Annotated in this window: 14 protein-coding genes; 1 reads left to right on the top strand and 13 read right to left on the bottom strand. The window is 46.9% G+C overall.

What is annotated here, in order from left to right:
• Positions 1 to 31: 31 nt before the first annotated feature.
• From V6669_RS10840 to yicI, 3 genes are all read right to left on the bottom strand, one after another.
• Positions 32 to 2,983 carry a glycoside hydrolase family 3 C-terminal domain-containing protein gene (locus tag V6669_RS10840; protein WP_338593739.1) on the bottom strand — a complete coding sequence of 984 codons (2,952 nt, stop codon included), beginning with the start codon at positions 2,981 to 2,983 and terminating at the stop codon, positions 32 to 34.
• A 19-nt stretch (positions 2,984 to 3,002) separates the two neighbouring features.
• A complete protein-coding gene (locus tag V6669_RS10835; RefSeq protein WP_338593738.1) occupies positions 3,003 to 4,013 on the bottom strand; it encodes an aminoglycoside phosphotransferase family protein in 1,011 nt (336 codons plus the stop codon).
• 75 nt (positions 4,014 to 4,088) lie between these two features.
• Complete coding sequence (gene yicI / locus V6669_RS10830; RefSeq protein WP_338593737.1) at positions 4,089 to 6,407, bottom strand: alpha-xylosidase; 2,319 nt, start codon at positions 6,405 to 6,407, stop codon at positions 4,089 to 4,091.
• A gap of 172 nt (positions 6,408 to 6,579) precedes the next feature.
• Between yicI and V6669_RS10825 the strand changes: the two genes are divergently transcribed.
• Positions 6,580 to 7,500, top strand: coding sequence for an AraC family transcriptional regulator (locus tag V6669_RS10825; RefSeq protein WP_338593735.1), 921 nt, complete (start codon positions 6,580 to 6,582; stop codon positions 7,498 to 7,500).
• 156 nt (positions 7,501 to 7,656) lie between these two features.
• On the opposite strand, the gene V6669_RS10820 is transcribed toward V6669_RS10825, so the two are convergent.
• From V6669_RS10820 to V6669_RS10775, 10 genes are all read right to left on the bottom strand, one after another.
• Entirely contained in the window at positions 7,657 to 8,577 is a 921-nt protein-coding gene (locus tag V6669_RS10820) for a hypothetical protein (protein WP_338593733.1), read from the bottom strand.
• A 384-nt stretch (positions 8,578 to 8,961) separates the two neighbouring features.
• Positions 8,962 to 10,821, bottom strand: a complete 1,860-nt coding sequence (locus V6669_RS10815; RefSeq protein ID WP_338593731.1) for an adenine deaminase C-terminal domain-containing protein — start codon at positions 10,819 to 10,821, stop codon at positions 8,962 to 8,964.
• Between the two features lie 327 nt (positions 10,822 to 11,148).
• Entirely contained in the window at positions 11,149 to 13,524 is a 2,376-nt protein-coding gene (gene helD / locus V6669_RS10810; protein WP_338593729.1) for an RNA polymerase recycling motor HelD, read from the bottom strand.
• Positions 13,525 to 13,768: 244 nt separating this feature from the next.
• Complete coding sequence (locus tag V6669_RS10805; protein WP_338593728.1) at positions 13,769 to 14,260, bottom strand: pyridoxamine 5'-phosphate oxidase family protein; 492 nt, start codon at positions 14,258 to 14,260, stop codon at positions 13,769 to 13,771.
• 148 nt (positions 14,261 to 14,408) lie between these two features.
• A complete protein-coding gene (locus tag V6669_RS10800; RefSeq protein ID WP_338593726.1) occupies positions 14,409 to 15,476 on the bottom strand; it encodes an aromatic acid exporter family protein in 1,068 nt (355 codons plus the stop codon).
• A gap of 300 nt (positions 15,477 to 15,776) precedes the next feature.
• Positions 15,777 to 16,499: an HD domain-containing protein gene (locus V6669_RS10795; protein WP_338593724.1), complete on the bottom strand. Its 723-nt coding sequence runs from the start codon at positions 16,497 to 16,499 to the stop codon at positions 15,777 to 15,779.
• 1 nt (position 16,500) lies between these two features.
• On the bottom strand, positions 16,501 to 17,940 hold the full coding sequence (locus V6669_RS10790; protein ID WP_124113995.1) for an NAD-dependent malic enzyme: 1,440 nt from the start codon (positions 17,938 to 17,940) through the stop codon (positions 16,501 to 16,503).
• Positions 17,941 to 18,151: 211 nt separating this feature from the next.
• Entirely contained in the window at positions 18,152 to 20,224 is a 2,073-nt protein-coding gene (locus V6669_RS10785) for a beta-galactosidase (protein ID WP_338593722.1), read from the bottom strand.
• 89 nt (positions 20,225 to 20,313) lie between these two features.
• Positions 20,314 to 21,399: an arabinogalactan endo-1,4-beta-galactosidase gene (locus V6669_RS10780; protein ID WP_338593720.1), complete on the bottom strand. Its 1,086-nt coding sequence runs from the start codon at positions 21,397 to 21,399 to the stop codon at positions 20,314 to 20,316.
• Positions 21,400 to 21,431: 32 nt separating this feature from the next.
• Positions 21,432 to 22,310 carry a carbohydrate ABC transporter permease gene (locus V6669_RS10775; protein ID WP_076326910.1) on the bottom strand — a complete coding sequence of 293 codons (879 nt, stop codon included), beginning with the start codon at positions 22,308 to 22,310 and terminating at the stop codon, positions 21,432 to 21,434.
• Position 22,311 lies beyond the last annotated feature (1 nt).

The raw sequence follows: 22,311 nt of genomic DNA, 5'->3' as shown, positions 1-22,311 counted from the left end.
TCGGAGGTTGATTATGCAGGACATGCTACAACTACAACAATCTAAAGTGCCGTAACGCTGCTCCACCTTTGAAAATAATATATAGCTCATTCACCTTATGTGACGCCTCAAGCGAACACTGGACCGTTGTCCACTTGATATCTTTCCCGTTCACACTCCCTCCAGGTCCAGATACTTCACACACACCGAGCAGTTCGCCCTCCAGTCCTCCAGAACGAATCTCCAGTCTGCCCTCTTCCCCAAAAGCTGCCACTCTGGCTTCAAATCCTTTTACTTCCTGAACAGCATTATGGTGAAAAGCGATCCAGGATGACTGACCATCTCGATATAAGGGTTCTTTCTGAGTGATTGCCCGAACTGCCGAACGTCCTTCCAGACATTCATCCAACAGAACACCTGCACAAGCATCGTAATTCTCGGCAAAGGTAAGTAAGTGCAGAGGACGGTCCTGAATCGTCTCACCTTCAATCTCAATATCAGCCGACTGGCGGATATCTGCGGAAGAACGCCCTGCCAGAATGGCCCAGGTCGCTGTCTCCAGGCAGTATCGATCTCGGGTAACATCCCATAGCGCCAGCTTCTGAACAGGAATCTCGAAACGTATCGTAACACGCGTCCCTGCTTTCAGATGGATACGACGAAAAGCAAGCAGTTGCTTCTGAGCGCGTTTCACACGCGAGGTATGTGAAGATCCATAGATCTGTACAACTTCATCACTGTCACGTTCACCTGTATTGTGTACCTCCACTTCAATCTTCAATTGATCTGTGGTGGTGGCTTCCGCCGGAGCACTGCGACTTACACGAATCGCTTCGTATTCGAATTCGGAATACGTCAGGCCATGACCAAATGCATATTGAACAGGTCCTTCATGATACATATAGGTCATGCCACTCTGAATAATGTCATAATCCATCATGTCAGGAAGCTGTGATTCATCTTCATACCATGTCATGTTTAATCTGCCTGCCGGGGCATAATGACCTAACAGCACATCTGCAAGAGCGTTCCCCAATTCCTGACCTGCATGTGTCATATACACGATTGCGCGGGCAATACCTTTCAACTCCTGCAAAGCAAATGGATAACTGCCCATAATCACAACCGCCGTATTGGGATTGGCTTCACACACAGCTTTGACAAGCTCGACCTGACTCGGCGGAAGCAGCAGACTTGGGCGGTCAATTTCTTCTTTGCCGTTGATATATGGGCTGTTGCCAACAACAACGACAGATGCCTGACTGCTACGTGCAGCTTCTACGGCTTGTTGTATTCCGCTGGTCACAATATCAATATTGAATGCAGAAGGTATCTGTGTATTGCCTGGTGATTGACTTGCGTGTCCAGAGTCACCAATATCATTCGGGTTTGTATCTGTAGCTGTAGTTTGTTCTCCTTGTGGCCGGAGTGGTGATACAGCAGACTGTCCCTGATATTCGCTCAGTCCAACAGGGGTACCGTTCCACGTTCGCAAGGTGTTACTTCCATCCGTTAGAGGATCTATACGAACAACTTCCTTCACGAACCAGCCACCAATCTCCGGTGCGTTTGCCTGATAGATGCCTTGCTCGGTTAAGCTAACGTAACAGTTATTGTTCACACTTCTCAGCGTATGACTTCCCCAACCCCAATCCTGATGTATAAATTCGGTGGCCGTAGGTGCATTGCCCTCTGGTACAGCGACGAGTGCACCTTCCGCACCCAAGGTTATAACCTGACCGTTTGTTGTCTTCAACTGAATACGGTCATTCCCATCTGTATACGTTACGTCTGTTTGGGGTAGTCGATTACGCAGTCCATCAAGGACGGATACACGATAAGGCAGTGTGCCACTGTACCAATCGGTATAGACAACATCGGCAAGTGGTCCAATGACACTGATCTTCTGTGATGCCTCTGGCTGCAACGGAAGCAATCCATCATTTTGGAGTAAAACAATGGATTCGGCAGCTGCACGATAACTGAGTTTAGCGTGCTCGGGTGCACATAATACCGACTCGGAAATAGACGCATAGGGGTTGAGTCCAGACCGATCTAGTTGTCCAAGTCGCATCCGCACACCAAAGATGTTACGAATCGCTCGGTCCAAATCAGCTATCTCCAACAGATTCTGATCGAGAGCAGCCTCCAGAGCAGATACGACAAGATCAACTTCATCCGTAAGACAATCCACTCCTGCCTTCAACGCACCTGCTGCTGATTCAGCATGGCTGGTATGATAACCGTGATAGTCTACCGTCTGAGACAGATCTCCTCCATCACATACAATAAAACCTGGCATCGCCCACTCGCCCTTAACCACATCATTCACATACGGACTCTCAATGGCAGGTGTACCATTAATGGAATTGTAAGCTGTCATCATGGACAAGGCTCCGCCTTCCACAAATGGTGTCTCAAATGCTTTTAAATAATATTCCCGCAGATTGCGCGGATCGATGCTGGATGAACAATTCAGCCGATCTTTCTCATTATTATTGGCAAAAAAGTGCTTTAATGTAGCGACCATTTTCAGATAAAAAGGATCATTGCCCTGCATCCCCTTGACGAGAGCTGCCGACATTTCTCCCGTGAGGACCGGGTCCTCGCCATACCCCTCTTCCGTTCTGCCCCAGCGTGGGTCACGTTCCAGATCAACCGTTGGTGCCCACAAGGTTAACCCATGAACCTCAGGATTACGGTGATGATATGCCCTCGCTTCATCACCAATGACGGAACCAATCTCCCGCATAAGCCTCGTATTCCAGGTACTTGATAGACCAAGAGGTTGCGGAAATACGGTTGCCTCCCCTTTCCATGCAACCCCGTGGGCAGCTTCGCCTCCAACGTTGTAGGCTGGAATGCCCAGTCTCGGCACAGCTGCTTCGCGTGTAGGAATTAGTCTGATCTTCTCCTCCGTTGTCAATCGTGCAATCAGGTCATCCAACCTTTCCTCAAGTGAAAGTGACGCATCCCACATCGGGTATTGATGATACTCCTTCATCCTTCATTCCCCCTGCGAATTAGTTAAGTCCAAGTTGCTTCCAATGCTCCAGTAAATCCAGCGTGCGCTGGTGATACTTCTGACCATCTTCAGGTTGATTGACCTGATGTTCATGAACGTAGGCATTAAAATATGAAGACAGTATTCGATAGGCAAGCCTGCGTGCCTGTCCTTCAGCGGATGAGTCCAGTGGACGATTATATCCTTCATGAAAAGCCACCGATTCTGACGACAATATGACTTCAAACTCCCTGTCGGCAAACATGGAACGATCTCCGTCAATGATGGCTGCAATGTTCAGCTCACCATTTTCCTCATGAACAAGTACATTTGCTTCCCACAGGTCATTATGAACGAGTACCGGACGGGTCACTTGATCAAATAAGTCTTTATTTTGGATGAAAATAGCAGCGATCTCTTCTCCCACACCTGACATGTAATCGGCTTGTGCCGCTTTAAGTGCCGTTTCTTCTGCAAAAGAGTGCAGCACCTCGGACCATTGATCCGAGCCTTTAATCGTCCCATCTCCTTGCGGCCAGCCAAACGATGCACCCTGGATCTGATGCATGATGGCGGTATACGCGCCAAGCTGATGATACAATCGCTCTTTTTCTCTGTCTGAAATCGATGCGTGATCCAGCTGCTTACTCGGAATAAACTCCATAAACATGTACGTTCTTGGAATGATGGATCCGCTATCATCACAGGCGATAATGTTTGGAGCAGGAATGCCTGCTTTACGGTAATATTCATACACAATCGGTTCAGCCGCCATCATGGTGCGTTCAAACGAAAATAGGGGATCACTCGCAGAACCAGCCGCCATCTCACCCCGCTCTGGAGCCAAACGTAAAATCACATCCGTATAGGATGTATGTTCAAGGTGAATCCGATAGGTTGTATTAAAAAGTCCACCTTGCAGGAGACCAAACGCCTTTACTTTGGTATCGCTTCCAAAATTAAGTTCTACCAGATGATGCAGCACCTCTGTTGATATCGTGCAGTGCAAACCGGAATTCATGGTACTCATGTCATTCAATCTCCTATCATCGTAGACAAACAGACGGCACCTTTCGGCACCGTCCTTTTCTTTTACTATATCATTTTACAGTTGGATTGTAAGCGCGCTTGCGCCTGTTGCTGCCGTAACGACAACACCATTTGCACCAGACACTTGGGAACCACCTTCAACGCTGGATACACTTTCAATGCCGCGAAGTACGATGTTCCAAGGTTTACCTGCACCTTCAGCACGAACATCCAGCACTGATCCATTACGTGTAACGTTAACTGTCAGCTCCTGCTCTGCCGCTTGGTTCACAACGACAGCTTGAGCCGTTTGACCATCAGCCAGTTCGAACAAGTGCAAGGACACATCATTCGCAAAGTCGTAATCCGGTTTGTTATCCACCGCACCCACAGCGATCAAGCTATTTGGTTTAACCATCATTGGCAGTGTTTTGAAGTCATGGTTTTCACTGATCCAGCGTCCACCTTGTACTTTCGCTCCTGTCAGATAGTTCGTCCAAGTTCCTTCAGGCAGGTAATAACGCACATCACCTTCCTTGTTGAAGATTGGAGCCACCAGAATCGAGTCACCAAACATGTATTGAGTATCCAGGCTGTATGTTGTTGGGTCCTCTGGGAAGTCCAGCAGCATAGCACGCATCATCGGAATACCTTTTACCGTTGACTCTACCGCAGAATTGTACAGGTACGGCATCAGGCTGATTTTGAGTTTGGTAAAGTCACGAACAACGTCCACGGACTCCTCGTCAAACAACCAAGGCACACGATACGAAGTGCTTCCGTGCAAGCGGCTGTGTGAAGATAACAGTCCGAATTGTACCCAGCGTTTGTATACGTCAGGGCTCGCTGTGCTTTCAAAACCACTGATATCATGGCTCCAGAATCCGAAACCGGAAAGCCCCAGTGAGAGACCACCGCGAAGCGATTCAGCCATGGATTCATACGTGGAAGAACAGTCACCGCCCCAGTGAACCGGGAACTGTTGACCACCTGCTGTTGCAGAGCGTGCAAACAGGGCAGCTTCGTTTTTGCCAATCTTCTCTTCGAGCAATTCAAATACAGCTTTGTTATAGAGCTGTGTATAATAGTTGTGCATTTTAACCGGATCAGAACCATCAAAGTATACAACATCCGTTGGAATTCTTTCACCGAAGTCGGTCTTGAAGGAATCTACACCTTGATCCAGCAGGACTTCCAGCTTGCTCTTATACCAATTCACAGCATCCGGATTCGTGAAATCCACCAGAGCCATGCCTGCTTGCCACATATCCCATTGCCATACGCTGCCATCGGCTGTTTTGACCAGATAACCGTTCTCCATACCTTCATCGAACAAGTAGGATTTTTCTGCAATATATGGATTGATCCAAGCACAGATTTTAAGACCCTTTTCTTTCAGACGTGCAAGCATGCCTTCCGGATCCGGGAACATTGCTTCATCCCATACGAAATCAGACCATTGGTATTCCTTCATCCAGAAGCAGTCAAAATGGAATACAGACAGCGGAAGATCACGTTCAGCCATACCATCTACAAAATGGTTAACCGTTGCTTCATCATAATCCGTTGTGAATGAAGTTGTCAGCCACAAACCAAAAGTCCATGCCGGTGGAAGCGCTGGTTTTCCTGTTAATTTCGTATAATTATCAAGTACATCTTTCGGATTGTCACCGCCGATAATGAAGTACTCCAACGTCTCGCCTTCTACGCTGAACTGAACTTTAGATACATTCTCGGATGCAATCTCATATGATACGCGTTCAGGATGGTTTACAAATACGCCATATCCTTTATTGGACAAATAAAACGGAATGTTCTTATAGGACTGCTCACTGCTTGTACCCCCGTCCTCATTCCAGGTATCTACAATTTGGCCATTCTTAACAAACGGTGTGAAGCGCTCACCGAGTCCGTAAACGTATTCACCAATACCGAGATCCAGCTGCTCGCGGAAGTACGCTTCCTTGCTTGGACCTGTAATATAACCAGCAGCTCTTTGACCGCTACCTGTAATCCGTTTTCCTCCATACAGGAAGCTAATGTCCCAACCGTTTGTTTTGTCGATTTGAACTTCCAGATTGCCGCTTTTCAAAACAGCCCCTTGTTCATTTTTTGAGATCTCAACGTTGGCTTCTTGTGTGTTAAGCTCAAATTCAGGCCCTTTTTTCACGCCGCCCTTATGGTGATTCAAGGTTACACGAATAACGTTAGGCATTGGTGAGCTGTACGTTGCTTTCAGCAATGTTCCGTTCAACGTGTCGCCTTTGGTACGAATATATTTAGTTGCCGCATATACGGTCACAGAATTCTCTTTTTGCACAATATCACGAATGTCAGTCGGGTTTTGAATCTGGTACCCTTCACGAGTCATCCAGAATCCATCAGTAAATTTCATGTTTTCTTTCCCCCTTTGGTTATATTATAATAATATTGATATTAATAACGAATTTCTTCTCTTATTTTGACCAAATATATCACGATTTTGATAATAAACATCCGATTCTTGAACATCATCACCAATCTATGGAAACGATTACATTAATAATGTAACAAAAGGAGAATCTGATATGGAACGTGAACGATTACGGGAAGACCGGATTCACGGCAATGCCATGTATCCCGTCAGTGTGTACCCGGATATTCAACAACTAAACGGAGATAGCATTCTCGATTGCCACTGGCATGATGAGATGGAGTTCACCATGGTGACCAAGGGCTGCGCCGTCTTTCAGATCGATATGAACACTGTTGAGGTTCAAGCTGGAGAAGCCATTTTCATCAACCGAGGTGAGATTCATGCGGGGTATCTGAAGGGCGATGTTCCCTGCGTATTCTCTTCCATTGTATTTAATCCCGAGCTGCTCGGCAGCCGCACCTTCGATACGGTCCAAGAGAAATTCATCGGTCCACTGGTACGCAAAACGGTGATTCCCCCCAGTCATATCAAGGCAGATGAGGATTGGGGACAAGAAATTCTGGATCTCCTGAAACGTATATTTGCGGACCACGCTACCCGAACCGAAACGTGTGAAATGTCAACAAAAGCGCACCTGTACCTCATATTTGCCCGAATGTTCGAACATATGAGACCTGCTCCGCTCAAAGGCACTGTGGCTACAGGGAGTCATGACAAGGTAGAGCGCCTGAAATCCGTGCTCAGTTATATTCACAAACGGTATCCTGAACCATTAAAGCTGAAAGAACTGGCCGATGAGGCCAATATGAGTGAAGGGCACTTCTGCCGTTTCTTCAAACAGATGGTGCAGAAAACCCCGGTTGATTACATTAACTATTACCGCGTTCAACAGGCCTGTGTTCAGCTTGAGAATACGGACCACAAGATTGTTGATATCGCCATGGATGTGGGTTTTGAGCATCTAAGCTACTTCATCACTACATTTAAAAAACATAAATCCACCACACCTTCACAGTATCGCAAAATGTTCTATGAGAACGTAGGAATGGAGTCTGCCCTGGTTCAGGTGTAAAAGAAGAAGGTGCTCACAGCTACTCAGCTGCAAACACCTTCTTTATCCACTTCCAATTCCCAAGAACTAACAAGATACGGTTCTGAGGCACGTTTTCTCCGTTTGAACTCATTTCATTTGCTACTTCAAGCATTCCGCTAAGGAGTTATTGGTGTCTCACTTTTTCAGCGTCTTCCATGAAGTGTACTCATGTACGGAGAAACCGTTAAAGGATGCATGTACTGAAGCCATTTTTTCGACCAACTTCAACTGTGCTTCCATATAAGCAGATCCCTCTTCATAAAAAGTAATGAAGTCGCCTTCCTTGCTTTGCTTTGTTTCCACGGCGATCGAGATCGTCTTGCCGAGCAGAGCTGCTTCTGCAAGTTCATCCTTCGCTACACTATAGATTGCAGCAGCTGTATCGCGGTAAGCCATAATGGTGATGGAATCAAACTTGCGAATCATCCAACTGCTTACGGCCATCGTGGAACCCGGAATTTTGTAGTTATCGAGCCAGAAAGGCAGATCAGCCGCTACCGGCATCTTCATCCGTGATGCTCGCTCAACAATGTACTCCACATTTCCTTGCCACTGGGTAATTACACTGGCCTGATTGATTTTCCACTGCGGATGCACATGGGGCTCAATATCCAGATGGATACCAGCAAACTTCTCATTAGGCAACGCCTGCGCCTGATAGGCCTCGATCCAGTCCAGGAAAGATGCAATCTGCTCCCGGCTTTCCGTCAATCCCCACGCTGATCTTCCATCCATGACGTCAACCGCAATGTTTTTGGCTCTCGCTTGGCGAATAAAACTTTTATATTCAGGAATTTTTATATCCCGGTTCATCTGCAGATAGATCGTATTGATCTTGTTCGCTGTAGCGTAATTTAACACCTCTTGAGGATTACTTCGGATCTGGGTGGTATCCCACACCCATGTCGCTCTCACCGGTGCATCAAGTTTTCCATGAATCGTTGCATAACTGTCAACTGAACCATCCGCAATGGCTTTGGAAGAACAGGCTGTACTCGCACACAGGATCAAACAACTCAGTAATACGATAAAACGGTAACCCATTTTGCTTTTCATATTTGTACACTCCCTCTGAAGTTATCAGCTCTGACGTGCAAATCTGGATGAAATTCTGTCGTTTCATATTCATTTAATGGATATTTATTAGGTACGACGAATTCGGATTGCTTCTATATGCAATATCATCTTTAAGACTTACGACGAAAGAATCATATAACTATATTTCGGGAATTCGTAGTTCTGTATGTATAGTTCAAAAGTCACAATTATTCACTATTTTCTAAATTAGTCCTTATTTCAGCATGACTTCAGTCATTATTGCCATATGTACACCAAGATCCAGAAGACCTAGAAAGCGTTTTCTCCCACAACGTACAAAAAAACCGCCCTAAGGCGGCTTTATTTGAAACCCATTTAATGATGTCTAGTCGAAGTTTCAGTTCATTCATTACCCGATGGAGCTACAGGTGTATTGTCAACCACTTCATCGAAAAGGGACACCAGTTCAATACCTTCTGCCGAGATCCGCACAAGTCCCTTGTCAGACAAACGTAGTTCTGGAATTACAACCAGCGCGAGCAACGAAAGCGTCATAAATGCATTATTCAATGTACATCCTGCGGACTGTAAAGCTTCACTGACTGCTGCCGATTGGGCTGCAACGACTTCAAAAGATTCAGTTGACATCAAACCTGCAATCCGCAGCGGGAATTCGGTTACACCTGCTGCCGTTACTACGGCTACCCCACCTTGCATGCGAATGACACGGTTACCGGCTTCAGCCATCAGCGCATCATCATTGCCTATAATCAACAGGTTGTGACTATCATGCGCAACCGTCATCGCAATCGCTGCAGGTGATGTGAAGCCGATGCCTCCAACTAGCGCTACCGCCCGATTCCCGGTTTGTTTGTGACGCTCCAATACCGCTATTTTGCATACTTCCCCTGAAGTTGAAACCACAACCTTGCCATTCTCTACCGTGACAGGCAGGTGTTTCTCCTTTGTATCTACATGGTTCTCTGTCACATGAATAATTTTGGCACCAATCATACCCTCTGTAATGGGTGCAGCAAGTTCCATATCTTCTGGCCGAATATTAGCTTCTAACTTCACCGTGTTCAGCGCTTCTTCCGGGTACGTGAAGCTGTCCCAGACCGCCGTCATTTTCCCATTCTCGGCTACAACTTGCCCGGCAGCAATTGTCATGCCCACGCGTACATCCGCCAATCGGCCGTCCAGTAGAATAATATCGGCTATATTGCCCGGAATAACCGCACCAATATCACGCGCAACACCAAAACGCTCAGCCGTATTAATGGTGGCCATCTGGAAAGCCGTGACCGGCTTCACACCTTGGGAGATTGCGAGACGAACAACAAAATCCATATGTCCTTCTTTAAGCAAGGATTCAGAGCTTCGGTCATCGGTCACCAGCATCATCCGGCGTGTATCCAGTCCAAGCTCAGTACAAGCTTTGATTGTCTCAGCCACATCATGCCATGCCGAACCTTGGCGCATCTTCGCGTACATCCCGAGTCGCAGACGTTCGACCACATCTTCCTTGGTCACACATTCATGATCCCCTGTAACCCCACTCGCTGCATACGCTGGCAGACGCCAGTCATCTGCTGCCCAGGTGAAATGACCATCTGCCACTTTACCTGCTCGGAGGGTCGCCTGTATCTCACCAATCATCGTCTCGTCCCCATAGACTACCCCAGGGAAGTTCATCACTTCACCAAGACCAATCATGTCCGGACCCCAGGAAAGAGCCTCTGCCACCTCTTCAGGCCCGATATAAGCACCTGTTGTCTCCAGTCCTGGATGGGTGGAAGGCACACAGGAAGCCACCTGCATATAAGCAGCCATCGGTGTGGTCCGCGCTTCATCCAGCATCAGTCTCAGACCTTTGAGACCAAGCACGTTAGAGATCTCATGCGGGTCAAAGAAACCTCCGGTTGTGCCTGAAGGCAAGACCGCTCTCGCAAACTCGGTTACTTTCATCTGTGTACTTTCAATATGGCAGTGTCCATCCAGCAAACCAGGAGCAATATACTTACCGTTTGCTTCAATAATCCGGGTATGTTCTCCAATGGTGTGGCTTACATCTTTACCAACATAAGCGATTCGTGCTCCCTGTACAGCTATGGACATCTCCGGCAAAATCTCACCCGATATCACGTTGACCAGCGTACCTCCCCGAATGACCAAAGTCGCCGGCAAATCTCCCCGCGCTGTAGCGACCAGATCAGGTACACAATCGGCCATCAGTGGCCGTTCAAAAGATGATTTGTTCATATTGTTGCCTCCTTTAATAAACGATCCCAAAAAAATATATTGTTACGATTATATGAGTCCGGAACTCATGTGTAAAGAAAAATCACATCCATTGTGCTTGAATACAAATTATCAAGTCATATTTATCCACGGGACCCAATCCTTACGAATTCACGTTAGGTATTTTCATTCAATACGTTTTTATTTAATACGATCACCTATATGGCCGGAACCTCATCATGTATACTTCCCTCGCTAAGCTAGCTTCTTCCCGATATATGTATCATATACAGAAAGACTCCCGTTCCATTGAACGGAAGCCTTCTTCAAGCACATGAACGTGTTATGTCAGTCCACTTGCGCAGCAGACACCTTGCCAAGATCATACCATTCTTCCGACTGGGCGGTAATGAACGGACTCGGTGTGCCCACACAATAGACATGCAACAGATGCATCGCTCGTGTACAGGCCGTGTAGAACAATTTGCGTTCATGCTCCTGGGCATACTGCTCCACAGAGCCGTCATAGATCAGGACAGCATCGAATTCCACACCTTTGGCCAGATACGCCGGGATAACATGAACACCCTGCTCAAAAGCCAGCGTCGTTTTTTTGATTAACTTCGGTGCTGTGGGCAGTGCCTTGCTCAATGCAGCATGTACGTCTCTGCTCTCTTCGGCGGTCTTGCAGATAACTGCAACTGATTCATATCCTTCCTTAATCAAGTGCTGCAGGTCTGTCGTGATGACGTTCATATGACGCTCGGCATCAGAAGAAACGATCACTTTAGGCTTCTCACCGCTACGGTTAAATGGAATAATCTCTTCCCCACCAGGCACCATGCCACGGGTAAACTCCACGATCTCCCGAGTAGATCGATAACTTCTCGTCAGCTCAATGACCTCTGTATTGTCTGGACCGTACAGATTAGTCAGAGGTCCTGTTCCACTAAGCACTGAAGAGTGGGCATAGATGGCCTGATTAAAGTCACCAAGGGCTGTTATTTTCGCCCGTGGGAACAATCTCTTCATGAATGCCAACTGAAACGCAGAATAATCTTGGGCTTCATCAATGATGACATGGCGGATATTGGAGTTAATATGGAATCCAAGCATAAGCTCACGCAAGTACAAGTATGGCGTAATATCTTCATATGCCAACTCCTGAAGCTTCAATCTGCGTAAAGTCATCTTACAGATTTCATCCCACTGAGCAGGGAGCGCTTCGTCACCCAGCAATCGCTCCATCTGAGCCTGATCGCTGAACAGATGTGCATACAATTGTCTTATATCAACGAATCGTAATGACTTGATCCATTTCCGCAACGGTTTGAGTCGGTCACTGACCACCATACGTGCCAGAATTTCTCTTTCCTGCTCAAAGTCATTAAACGTATGGGTCTTTCCTTTTTGCTTGCGCTTCAACCGTTGATACGCACGTTGCAGATCCTCCGGCTCCATCAGATCAAGCTGCTGATCAACCCAAGGCGCATCCAGTTCACCTTTACCAAAGGCAGACAGTTCTTTCAGCATCCAGTCCCGTAACATCTCCAGTCGACTCACCAGCTTAACGGATGACTCGAAGCTGTAGAATTTCTCAGCCATAGCCTCTGACGTGACAATCGCTCGGCCCTGGAAGCGAACTGGCTTGAATTTCATGCCACCTGACAACATGCTTTCCTTGTAACGCGTAATGACTTTCAGGAAAGATTCGGATGACTTGAACCGAATGCTGGACATGCGCACATCGTAATCAGGATCTTCCGTCCCCGTAAGTACATATTCGAGCTGAATAAACGGATCTTCCAGTTGATATTCACGACCCAAACGGCGCTCCAGATACTCCTGGAAGGTCGTTTGCAACATGTTTTCCTCCCCAAGCTCAGGCAGTACCGTAGAGACATAACTGTTGAACATTGGATTCGGTGAAAAAAGAACCATCTGATCCGCTTGCAGATGCTCGCGGTATTTATAGAGAAGATATGCCACACGCTGGAGCGCCGCGGATGTTTTGCCACTGCCGGCTGCGCCTTGCACAATGAGCATACGTGTCCGGTCATTACGGATAATCCGGTTTTGCTCCTTCTGAATGGTCGCTACAATACTCTTCATCTGTGCATCCGAAGTTCGACTGAGCACGGCCTGCAACAACTCATCACCAATCGTAACCCCTGTGTCAAACATAAACCGGATACGACCGTCCCGAATGACAAACTGTCGCTTCATCTCTATATCACCGCTGATCTCCCCACTGGGTGTATGATACGTGATTGGACCCGGTGCTCCGTCATAATACAGGTTGGAGATTGGCGCACGCCAGTCGTAGACCAGAAAAGATTCTTCCTTCTCATCCAGCAACGATGCAATGCCGAGATAAATTCGTTCTGCATTTGGATATCCGTCTTCCTTAAAATCAATGCGCCCAAAATACGGTGAATGATGCAGTCGTTTCATTTTATCCAACGCAGCTGCTGTATTGAGATGGCTGCGCTCCCGATCGGACAATACCTGTGACTGCTGCCGCATGCTGGTTGAAGTCTCCCCGACATCATCCGCTTCACTGAAGTTCATCGTGACTTCGTCCCAGAAATCTTTTCTCATCCCTACCACTTCGTCACGGAAGGAACCTACTTCATCTTCTAACGTTGTGATCTTGCGTTCAATCTGATCGGTCACCATGTTGACCCGTTGTTGTTCTTCACTCCATTGCTGCTCAGTACTCATATGTTAATAGCCCCTCTTTCCCCGGATTGTGTCCTCAAAATCCCATTTGACAAGCCCGAAAAGGCAATGGTATAATTATTAGAAAGTAAACATTTTAATTATATGTTAATTAGTTCTAATTTTCTGAAAACCATTTTTTATTGTACCAGTGACAACGTCCCGATGCAAGCGGAGGCGTTTTTTGTTGTTTTCTTCTTCATTATTACCCAATTACCGGGTCCTCAACTGACCTAGCTACTCCTGCCTACTTTCGTAATTCTTCAATCGTCTCTTTCCAGCGTGTAATTGCTCCAAGTTCATCTTTTAATTGAAAGGTTATTCCTGAAGTGATCTCCGCATATGGCGCGTGATCCACTCGTACATGGAGCACTTGTGCTTCAAAGCGATCCCTAGGATGAACAGCCCCCTTAATCTCAGGCAGCCGTTCTACTTCTATACGGATATGCAACAAACGCTGTCCTTGAACCGCAATCAAGGTAGCCTTGCCTGTTTTGCTCATGTTCATACTGGTCTGTGTACCTTGCCATAAAGCAAGTCTAAGCTGATGCGGATTGATCGCAATCACTTCCCCCATACTGATCATCGCCTGATGCGGCCATTGATCCTCAGATACGGTTAGCAGTTGCATGGCTTCATGCTGTTTATGCTCCAGATTTGTCCCACTCAACCATTCCATTAGTTCAGCGTCTAATTCCTTAATAATCATGTCTCTATCCCTCGGTTCGTTAATATTCATTCATGCCCTTCAGCCGTATGTATGACAAAACAACCCGGACGCGACGGTCCGGGCAATGTTGTAGTTCCATTGTATATGATCGCGAAGCGTGTATGCAATTCGCACTTAGAGGTTGTTCAAAAAGTCTACTTTTGATTACGAATCATGCCTAAGGCCACTTAAGCCAATTCAAAATTTTGTCCTGTGATTCTTTGTCTTCACTGGCGCTATGCACATGTTCGGCAAGTCGATTTAGACGTTCCAACTGATATCCGTAATCATAAATCGCAGCAGCCACGATCGACAATCGTAACATCCCTTCCTTGTCGATATCAAACTGGGTGATCGTCTGCTCCATGAAATGGTCATTATCCAATACAAACTGTGCGGCCTCTTCCCCATTAGGTTTCAGCTTATCCTCGAACTTGAGCAGTGCATGCTCATGGAATTTGATAACCAGTTCAAGATGTGAGTCAAAAAACTGATCCATGGCCGTTGTCCGCGGTGCCTGGAAATAGTGGCGTTCCACCGAATCCAGCACCTCATACCCTTTTTGCAAACTCAGCAGCATTTGTTTGTAGACCACCATCTGCCGAGTTTCGCTGAATTTCGAACGTTTCATCTTTTTCTGTTCCTCTTCGAACAAGTTATACTTGTCGGACAGAGACTTAATGGAACCGCCCAGGTTGCTTTTCTCCTCCCGGAATACAACTTCCTTGATCTCATCCGAGATCGAAGTTCGCAGAAGCAACGACATACCACTGAATACACTATGGATCTGCTTCACGAACTGAACCTTCGGTTTAGGAGGAAATACCGTAATGTTGATGAGAAACGCCGATACAATACCAACCAGTGTCAACAGAAAACGATTGAGTGCAAAATGCCAATCACCCGATGCTTCCATAATGGATACAACCGTGACAAGTGTAAGGCCAACCGTCTCACCCATATTCAATTTAAGACAAATCATGATGACAAGTACAATAATTAATCCAACGGCGATTGGCTCATTGGACAACACCATGCCCCCCACCAGAGCGACAATAGCTCCCAGCGTGGTCGTTTGCAATTGATCCAGGAAGTATTTCCAGGAACGATAGATGGAAGGCTGCATGGCGAATATAGCCGCGATTGCGGCAGGCACGGGAGATTGCGGGTTCAAGAACAGGCTGCTTAGGTACAAGGCAAGCGTGACCGCGATCCCCGTCTTAAGTACACGTGCACCAAACGACATGGTGGTGACCCCTCCTCTTTACCGAACCTGAAATTTTACATTTGATGATCATTTTCATTATTACCCCATATTTCTTTTTTTGCCTGAATTCATTCAGGAGAACGATTTATTGTACCATGTAAGGTCTTCCGTTGCCATGTCATAAGTCAGAGGTATTATGAAATTGATTTCTTTATGTATGTTAATACACATTATTAACCCAAAAAGAAGCAAATCTTCAAAATGGATTTTCGCCACTTCAAAGATTCGCCTCTGTTACTTATGATACCTCTGTGGAATGCTCATGCTTATTATGCCTTTCTAACGGTCCGTGCCCTCCCACTCCCTTTTGAACTGGTCCACAAACTGCACCATATAATCATGACGCTGTTCCGCCAGCTCCTTGCCATAGGAGGTATTCATCAGATCCTTGAGCTTGAACAACTTCTCGTAAAAGTGATTTATCGTTGTGCTGCGCCCATTGCGATATTCCTCACGGGTCATCTGCTCCCGTGGGGGAAGGGACGGATCGTACATCTCGCGCCCTCTGGCGCCTGAAAAGGCAAAGGTTCGCGCGATCCCAATCGCACCCAGTGCATCCAGTCGATCCGCATCCTGAACAACCTGTGCTTCAAGCGAACGGACCGCAGGACGCTGTCCTCCCGCATATGAGATGGTACTAATAATACCCACAACCTTGTTACGTATATCCGGGTCAAGAGGCTGGGTATCCAGCCAGTCATTCAGTTTGGCCATCCCGTCTTCCAAGCTCTCATTCAGCTTCTCATCCGGTACATCATGTAATAATGCGGCCAGTTCGCAGACAAATGGATCTGCACCCATGCGGTGAGCGAGTTCAACTGAAAGTGCGGTTACCCGTTCAATGTGCGGCCAGTCATGACCATCACTATGCTTGGATGAGTCCCCTTGAACAAAGGATCGGGCGGCGCGCAGAATAGCCTCTCCTGCCGTTATTCCATCTATGTTATGCATGTGCCCTAATTCTTGCTGATTCCCGCCAGGTTGAAGAGGGTTCTCTGACATCTTACGATTCCCCGCCTTCACGTGCCTGTTCACGCGGAATACGCCGAGCTACACCCGTCTTAATAGCTGCTTCAATCACGCGACTGCGCATCGATTTGACCACTTTATCATTGAACACACTCGGAATAATGTAATAACGTGTACGCTCTTCGTCCGTAATGGCCGAAGCAATCGCTTGAGCGGCTGCCAGCTTCATTTCTTCATTAATTTCGGTGGCTCGGCAATCCAGAACTGCCCGGAAGATGCCCGGGAAACATAACACGTTGTTGATCTGATTCGGATAATCGGATCGTCCTGTTGCCATTACCGCTACAATGTCTTCCACCAATGCAGGCATAATCTCAGGTACCGGGTTTGCCATTGCAAACACGATTGGATCTTCTGCCATGGTCTGCACATCTTCGCGAGTTAACAGATTCCCGCGGGACAGGCCAATGAACACATCGGCTCCACGAATAACATCACGCAGCGAGCCAGTCTCCAGTTCGGGATTAGTACGCGCTGCATAATCACTCCAGACTTCATTCTCATAGGTTTGTGTCCGCACAATTGCACCCTCACGATCGACACCTATAAGCCGGCTGGCTCCCGCAGACAATAATATGTTACTGCATGCTACACCTGCTGCACCGATACCACAGACCACAATCTTCACATCTTCAATGGACTTGCCCACCAGTTTGAGCGCATTGATCAGACCGGCATATAACACAACGGCTGTGCCATGCTGGTCATCATGAAATACAGGAATGTCCAATTCCTCATTCAGACGACGTTCAATTTCAAAACAACGCGGTGACGAGATATCCTCCAGATTAATGCCGCCAAAACCAGGTGATATCGCTTTCACAGTACGTATGATTTCCTCGGTATCCTGTGTGTCCAGGCAGATTGGGAAAGCATCCACACCTGCAAATTGTTTGAATAACATCGCTTTACCTTCCATGACAGGCATCGCTGCACGAGGCCCAATGTTACCAAGTCCAAGTACTGCACTGCCATCAGATATGACGGCCACTGTATTCCGTTTAATTGTCAATGAGAAGGCTTTGCCGGGTTCTTCTGAAATGGCTGAACATACACGTGCCACATCCGGAGTGTACACACGTGACAGATCTTCCCGGTTTTGAATCGGGGTCTTTGGTGTTACTTCGATCTTACCGCCCAGATGAAGCAGGAACGTCCGATCCGATACGTTAATAATGGACACACCTTTAAGCTGGCGCACCCCTTCTATAATTTTACTGTTATCTTGTGCATCCGTAACTGCGACCGTCAAGTCGCGCACGCTTACATCCTGATTGGTGGAAATCACGTCGATGGCAATGATGTCTCCCCCAGCTTCCGAGATGGCCGAAGCCACTTCGCCAAACTTGATATCCTTAGTTGTCATTTCCAGTCGAATAATAATGCTGTTACCATCCAAATTTCTTTGATTCATTTCCATTCCTCCCAGACTGAAAGTCTTGAGTTACATGTTACGTGTTTGTCTTCGCTGCGCGGACACGTTTATCCTTTATCTTGTCCAGAAAAAGTGGTTCAACAGCCCAAATGCATAAAATAAAAAAGATGCCCTGAACACCAATGCAGGCGTTCAGGGCACTCTCTTCTAATTACTAACTTCATTTATTTAGTAACATATAGAATCTACATTATTTCCGGGCAGCCGGTCTGCGCAGAACACAAATGTCATATGGCTTCAAGCTGAGACTTGCTTCCACAGCATCACCACTGAGCAGATCGGTATAGGACTGTCCATCTAGTTCAACCAGCTTCTCATCTGGCGTGTAGTTCTGTACAAACACATAATCTGCTGTACCATCTGTACGCGTATGTGCCGTTGTTCCGGCAGGCAACTCGGTTTCAAGTCCACGCTCAATGTTCAGGTCAGCGATTAGTTTCGCATAGAAATCATCATAGAATGGTGCTTTCAGACGTGTCGCTACATAATATGCTTTCCCTGAACCCAACTGGTTAACCGTCAATGCAGGGCGTCCGGCATAGAAGTCAGAACGGTACGTAGCTAGGGACTTCGCGCCTTCCAGATGAATCAGATCACACAGTTCAATTGCATCATACGCTGTATTGAGCTGAAGCTCATTGCCCTTCTCCGGAATGATTCCGTTCAGATCACGATCATGCAATCCGTCAATTTCCTCGGACCAGATGCCAAGTGTCTTACGCAGCGGGCCTGGGAATCCACCCAGGAAACACAGATCGTTTTCGTTAACAATACCAGACCAGTAAGTTGCTACAAACGTACCACCTTGTTCTACAAACTTCTCAATACGTTCCCCAACACCTTCACGTACCAGATAGAGCATTGGCGCAATCAGCAACTTATACTTGGACAGATCTGCATCCATATCAATAACGTCTACAGCGACTCCCTTTTTCCAAAACGCTTCGTAATGCTCTTCCACGGTCTGCTCATACTTCACACCGATATTACGCGGACCCTGGGAATCATTAACGGCCCAGCGGTTTTCCCAATCAAAAATGATTGCAACTTCTGCCGGAACCGCTGTTCCTACAATAGCTTCCATGCCTTCAAGAGCCGTTCCTACGTCGGTGACATCTTGGAACACTCGAGTGTGTTCCGTTCCTACGTGGTCTACCACCGCACCATGAAGTTTCTCACTGGACCCCCGGCTTTTTCTCCACTGGAAGTACTGAACACTATCGGAACCGTGTGCCACAGCCTGAAGAGAAGAGAGCAGATGCATGCCCGGTTTTTTCAGCTTGCTGACATCTTGCCAATTCGTCGAACTTGGAGTACTCTCCATCAGCAAGAACGGCTGACCGCCTTTGATAGAACGAACGATATCATGCATCATGGCGATCCGGGATGCCTGTTTCGCGTCGTCATCTGCATCATGCCAAGTCGGATAACTGTCCCAAGAGAGGAAATCCAGAATATCAGCGAACTTCCAATAGTTCAGACCGCCATAGAATTCCATCAGGTTTGTTGTGACTGGCAGATCGGGATTCTTAGCTTTCAACGGTTTTGTTTCATGCACGATAAAATCAGCTGTCTGATCCGTAACGAAACGGCGCCAGTCCAGATTCATCGCGTGTACCTGTGTCTCACCGTGTGGAGCCGGAGATTCCACTTGACTCCAGTCTGTAACCGTATGGCTCCAGAATGTCGTCCACCACGAATGATTCAATTCATCGAGTGTTTTATACTTCTTCTGAACCCAACCACGGAACGCTTCCTGACAATAATCACAATGACAGTCTCCGCCGAACTCGTTCGAGATATGCCAGCCGATTACAGCCGGATGATCCGAATAACGTTCTGCCAGTTTTGTGTTGATCGCAGTAACCTTCTCACGGTATACCGGGGAAGTATAACAATGGTTGTGACGGAAACCATGCAGATTGCGGACACGCTTCTCGGATACGCGGAGCACTTCCGGGTACTTCGCGGACATCCAGGCAGGTCTGGCACCACTTGGTGTAGCGAGGAATGCATAGATGCCGTTTGCTGCAAAACGATCCAACACCTGATCCAGCCATTCAAACGTGTATACGCCCTCTTCCGGCTCAAGGGATACCCATGAGAAGATACCGATGGACATCACGTTACACTTGGCAAGCTTCATCAAGCGAATATCTTCTTCCAGAACTTCAGGATAGCGGAGCCATTGCTCCGGGTTATAGTCTGCACCATGCAACATGTGCGGGGCTTTGGAACTTACAGGTGGAAATTTGTATGTCATAAGGACAACTCCCTTGCATTAATTAATTACTGTTTTTTAGTTTATATACGATAACAACGACTTTACAGAACGATACGTATTACGCTAGATTACACGTATGTCACGACATCTGATTCTTCAACAGCAGCAAGTGCTGTAAACGATTCCAACTTGCGACCTTTAAAATCAAACATGGTGAGGTTGCCCCAGTTATTCGGATGACCGACGGACCATTCTTCTTTACTTGGTATCCAGGCAGGTTCCCAATAATAGAATCCATGCCCCAAACCACCAGGAACTTCGCGGATAATCTGCAATAGATCCTTCAGATATTTGGTCTGTCCCTCTACACTTGCAGGGTATCCTGGTAACAACATATCTTCCTGATTCAAAATCCATTCAATGCCTTCCGGCTGCTCAAGCGTCCATGGATAAGCGGTTTCAACTACATTGATCGGTTTGCCATAACGCTCAGCCAGATCATGAAGATTATCACGTAACGCATCAAGTGTGCCATGCCACCAAGGATAATACGAGAGACCAATGATATCAAACTCCACACCCAGTGCTTCAAAGCGATCGTAAAACTTGCGGCTCTCGGCGTTATCTCCACCACGGTCAATATGTATCATAATCTGAATATCCGCGTCAACGGATTTGACCGCAGCAATTCCGTACTTCACAAGGCCTGCAAAACGCTCCCATTGTTCATCCGTATCATGCTCTTCTCCACCGACACGTCCCTCATTCCATAACATGCCTGGTGTAATCTCGTTGCCCACCTGCACCATGTCTGGAAGCGCATCGTGTTCCTTCAACGTTCTCAGAACGTCAGCCGTATACATGCATACCGCACGTTGAAGCTCTTCATAGGTCAGATTCTCCCATGCTTTCGGCTTCCATTGATTGGCTGGGTCAGCCCAGCGATCAGAATAATGGAAATCAAGCAAAAATTTCAAGCCCTGTTCCTTGATCCGTTTGGCTACCTCCACCGTCCGCTCCAGATTGCAGAATCCACCAACAGGATCATTCCAGATTCGAAGTCGTATCGCGTTAGCGTCATTAATCTTCAGGATGGACAGCAAGTCTTGTTCCTTGCCATCCACATCACTATAACTCCCGCCATGCTGTTCGATTTCATCCATAAAAGACACATCCATTCCCAGAATGAATGTCTTTTCCGTCAAGTTGCTCACTGTATCAACCTCCATTAATTTGGGGTACAGGCTCAGCCTTTAACTGAGCCCAACGTCATACCTTTGACAAAGAAACGTTGCAGGAACGGATACACAATCAAGATCGGTGCACTTCCGATGAAGATCTGAGCAGCCCTTACTGTCGTTTGAGAGAGAGCTTCCATTTCTTTTGGATTCATGCTCATGCTACTCATATCACGTCCAATAATTACCGTTTGCATAAATGTAGCAAGTGGGTAATCCTTGGCGTTATTCATGTAGAGCAATCCATCAAACCAGGAATTCCAGTGGAACACCATACTGAACAATGCAATTGTTGCAATGGACGGCATCGAGATGGGAAGGAAGATACTGAACAATGTTCTGAAATGGTTAGCTCCATCCATCAGTGCCGCTTCCTCCAGCTCTTTTGGAATACCGCGGAAGAAGTTCAGCATCAGAATGACAAGGAATGTGTTAACTGCCCCAGGGAGTACCAGTACCCAGAAGGAATCCATCAACCCGATCTTCTGGATAACCATGTAGAATGGCACCAGTCCCCCGTTGAAAATCATACTGAACACAAAAATCCAGGAGTAGATCGTTCTGCCTTTGAACTCACTATTCTCTTTGGACAACGGGTACGCCGCCAGGAAAGTAATCAGCAACGTAATGGCTGTACCAATCACTGTACGTAGAAGTGAAATCCAGAGCGAATTCAAGAAAATTGGATTGTTCATCGTTTTTTTGTATGCCTCAAGTGAAAAACCTACGGGCCAGAGATTGACCAGATTGGCGTCGGCAGCAGCCTTTGTACTAAAGGATACTGCCAGTACATGAATCATCGGTACGATACACATAATGGCGACCAAAATCAGAAAGCAGGTATTGACTATATTAAACACGCGATAAGGCAATGATTTATGATACATC

The organism is Paenibacillus sp. Y5S-9, assembly GCF_036894235.1.
Taxonomy (GTDB): domain Bacteria; phylum Bacillota; class Bacilli; order Paenibacillales; family Paenibacillaceae; genus Paenibacillus.
This window is presented reverse-complemented; position numbering and strand designations above follow the sequence as displayed.

Coding starts and splice junctions, on each gene's coding strand:
- V6669_RS10815 (WP_338593731.1), bottom strand. CDS start 10,821: ATGAACAAATCATCTTTTGAACGGCCACTGATGGCCGATTGTGTACCT.
- helD (WP_338593729.1), bottom strand. CDS start 13,524: ATGAGTACTGAGCAGCAATGGAGTGAAGAACAACAACGGGTCAACATG.
- V6669_RS10790 (WP_124113995.1), bottom strand. CDS start 17,940: ATGAATCAAAGAAATTTGGATGGTAACAGCATTATTATTCGACTGGAA.
- V6669_RS10775 (WP_076326910.1), bottom strand. CDS start 22,310: ATGTATCATAAATCATTGCCTTATCGCGTGTTTAATATAGTCAATACC.
- yicI (WP_338593737.1), bottom strand. CDS start 6,407: ATGAAATTTACTGATGGATTCTGGATGACTCGTGAAGGGTACCAGATT.
- V6669_RS10795 (WP_338593724.1), bottom strand. CDS start 16,499: ATGTCAGAGAACCCTCTTCAACCTGGCGGGAATCAGCAAGAATTAGGG.
- V6669_RS10835 (WP_338593738.1), bottom strand. CDS start 4,013: ATGAGTACCATGAATTCCGGTTTGCACTGCACGATATCAACAGAGGTG.
- V6669_RS10800 (WP_338593726.1), bottom strand. CDS start 15,476: ATGTCGTTTGGTGCACGTGTACTTAAGACGGGGATCGCGGTCACGCTT.
- V6669_RS10840 (WP_338593739.1), bottom strand. CDS start 2,983: ATGAAGGAGTATCATCAATACCCGATGTGGGATGCGTCACTTTCACTT.
- V6669_RS10820 (WP_338593733.1), bottom strand. CDS start 8,577: ATGAAAAGCAAAATGGGTTACCGTTTTATCGTATTACTGAGTTGTTTG.
- V6669_RS10825 (WP_338593735.1), top strand. CDS start 6,580: ATGGAACGTGAACGATTACGGGAAGACCGGATTCACGGCAATGCCATG.
- V6669_RS10785 (WP_338593722.1), bottom strand. CDS start 20,224: ATGACATACAAATTTCCACCTGTAAGTTCCAAAGCCCCGCACATGTTG.
- V6669_RS10805 (WP_338593728.1), bottom strand. CDS start 14,260: ATGAATATTAACGAACCGAGGGATAGAGACATGATTATTAAGGAATTA.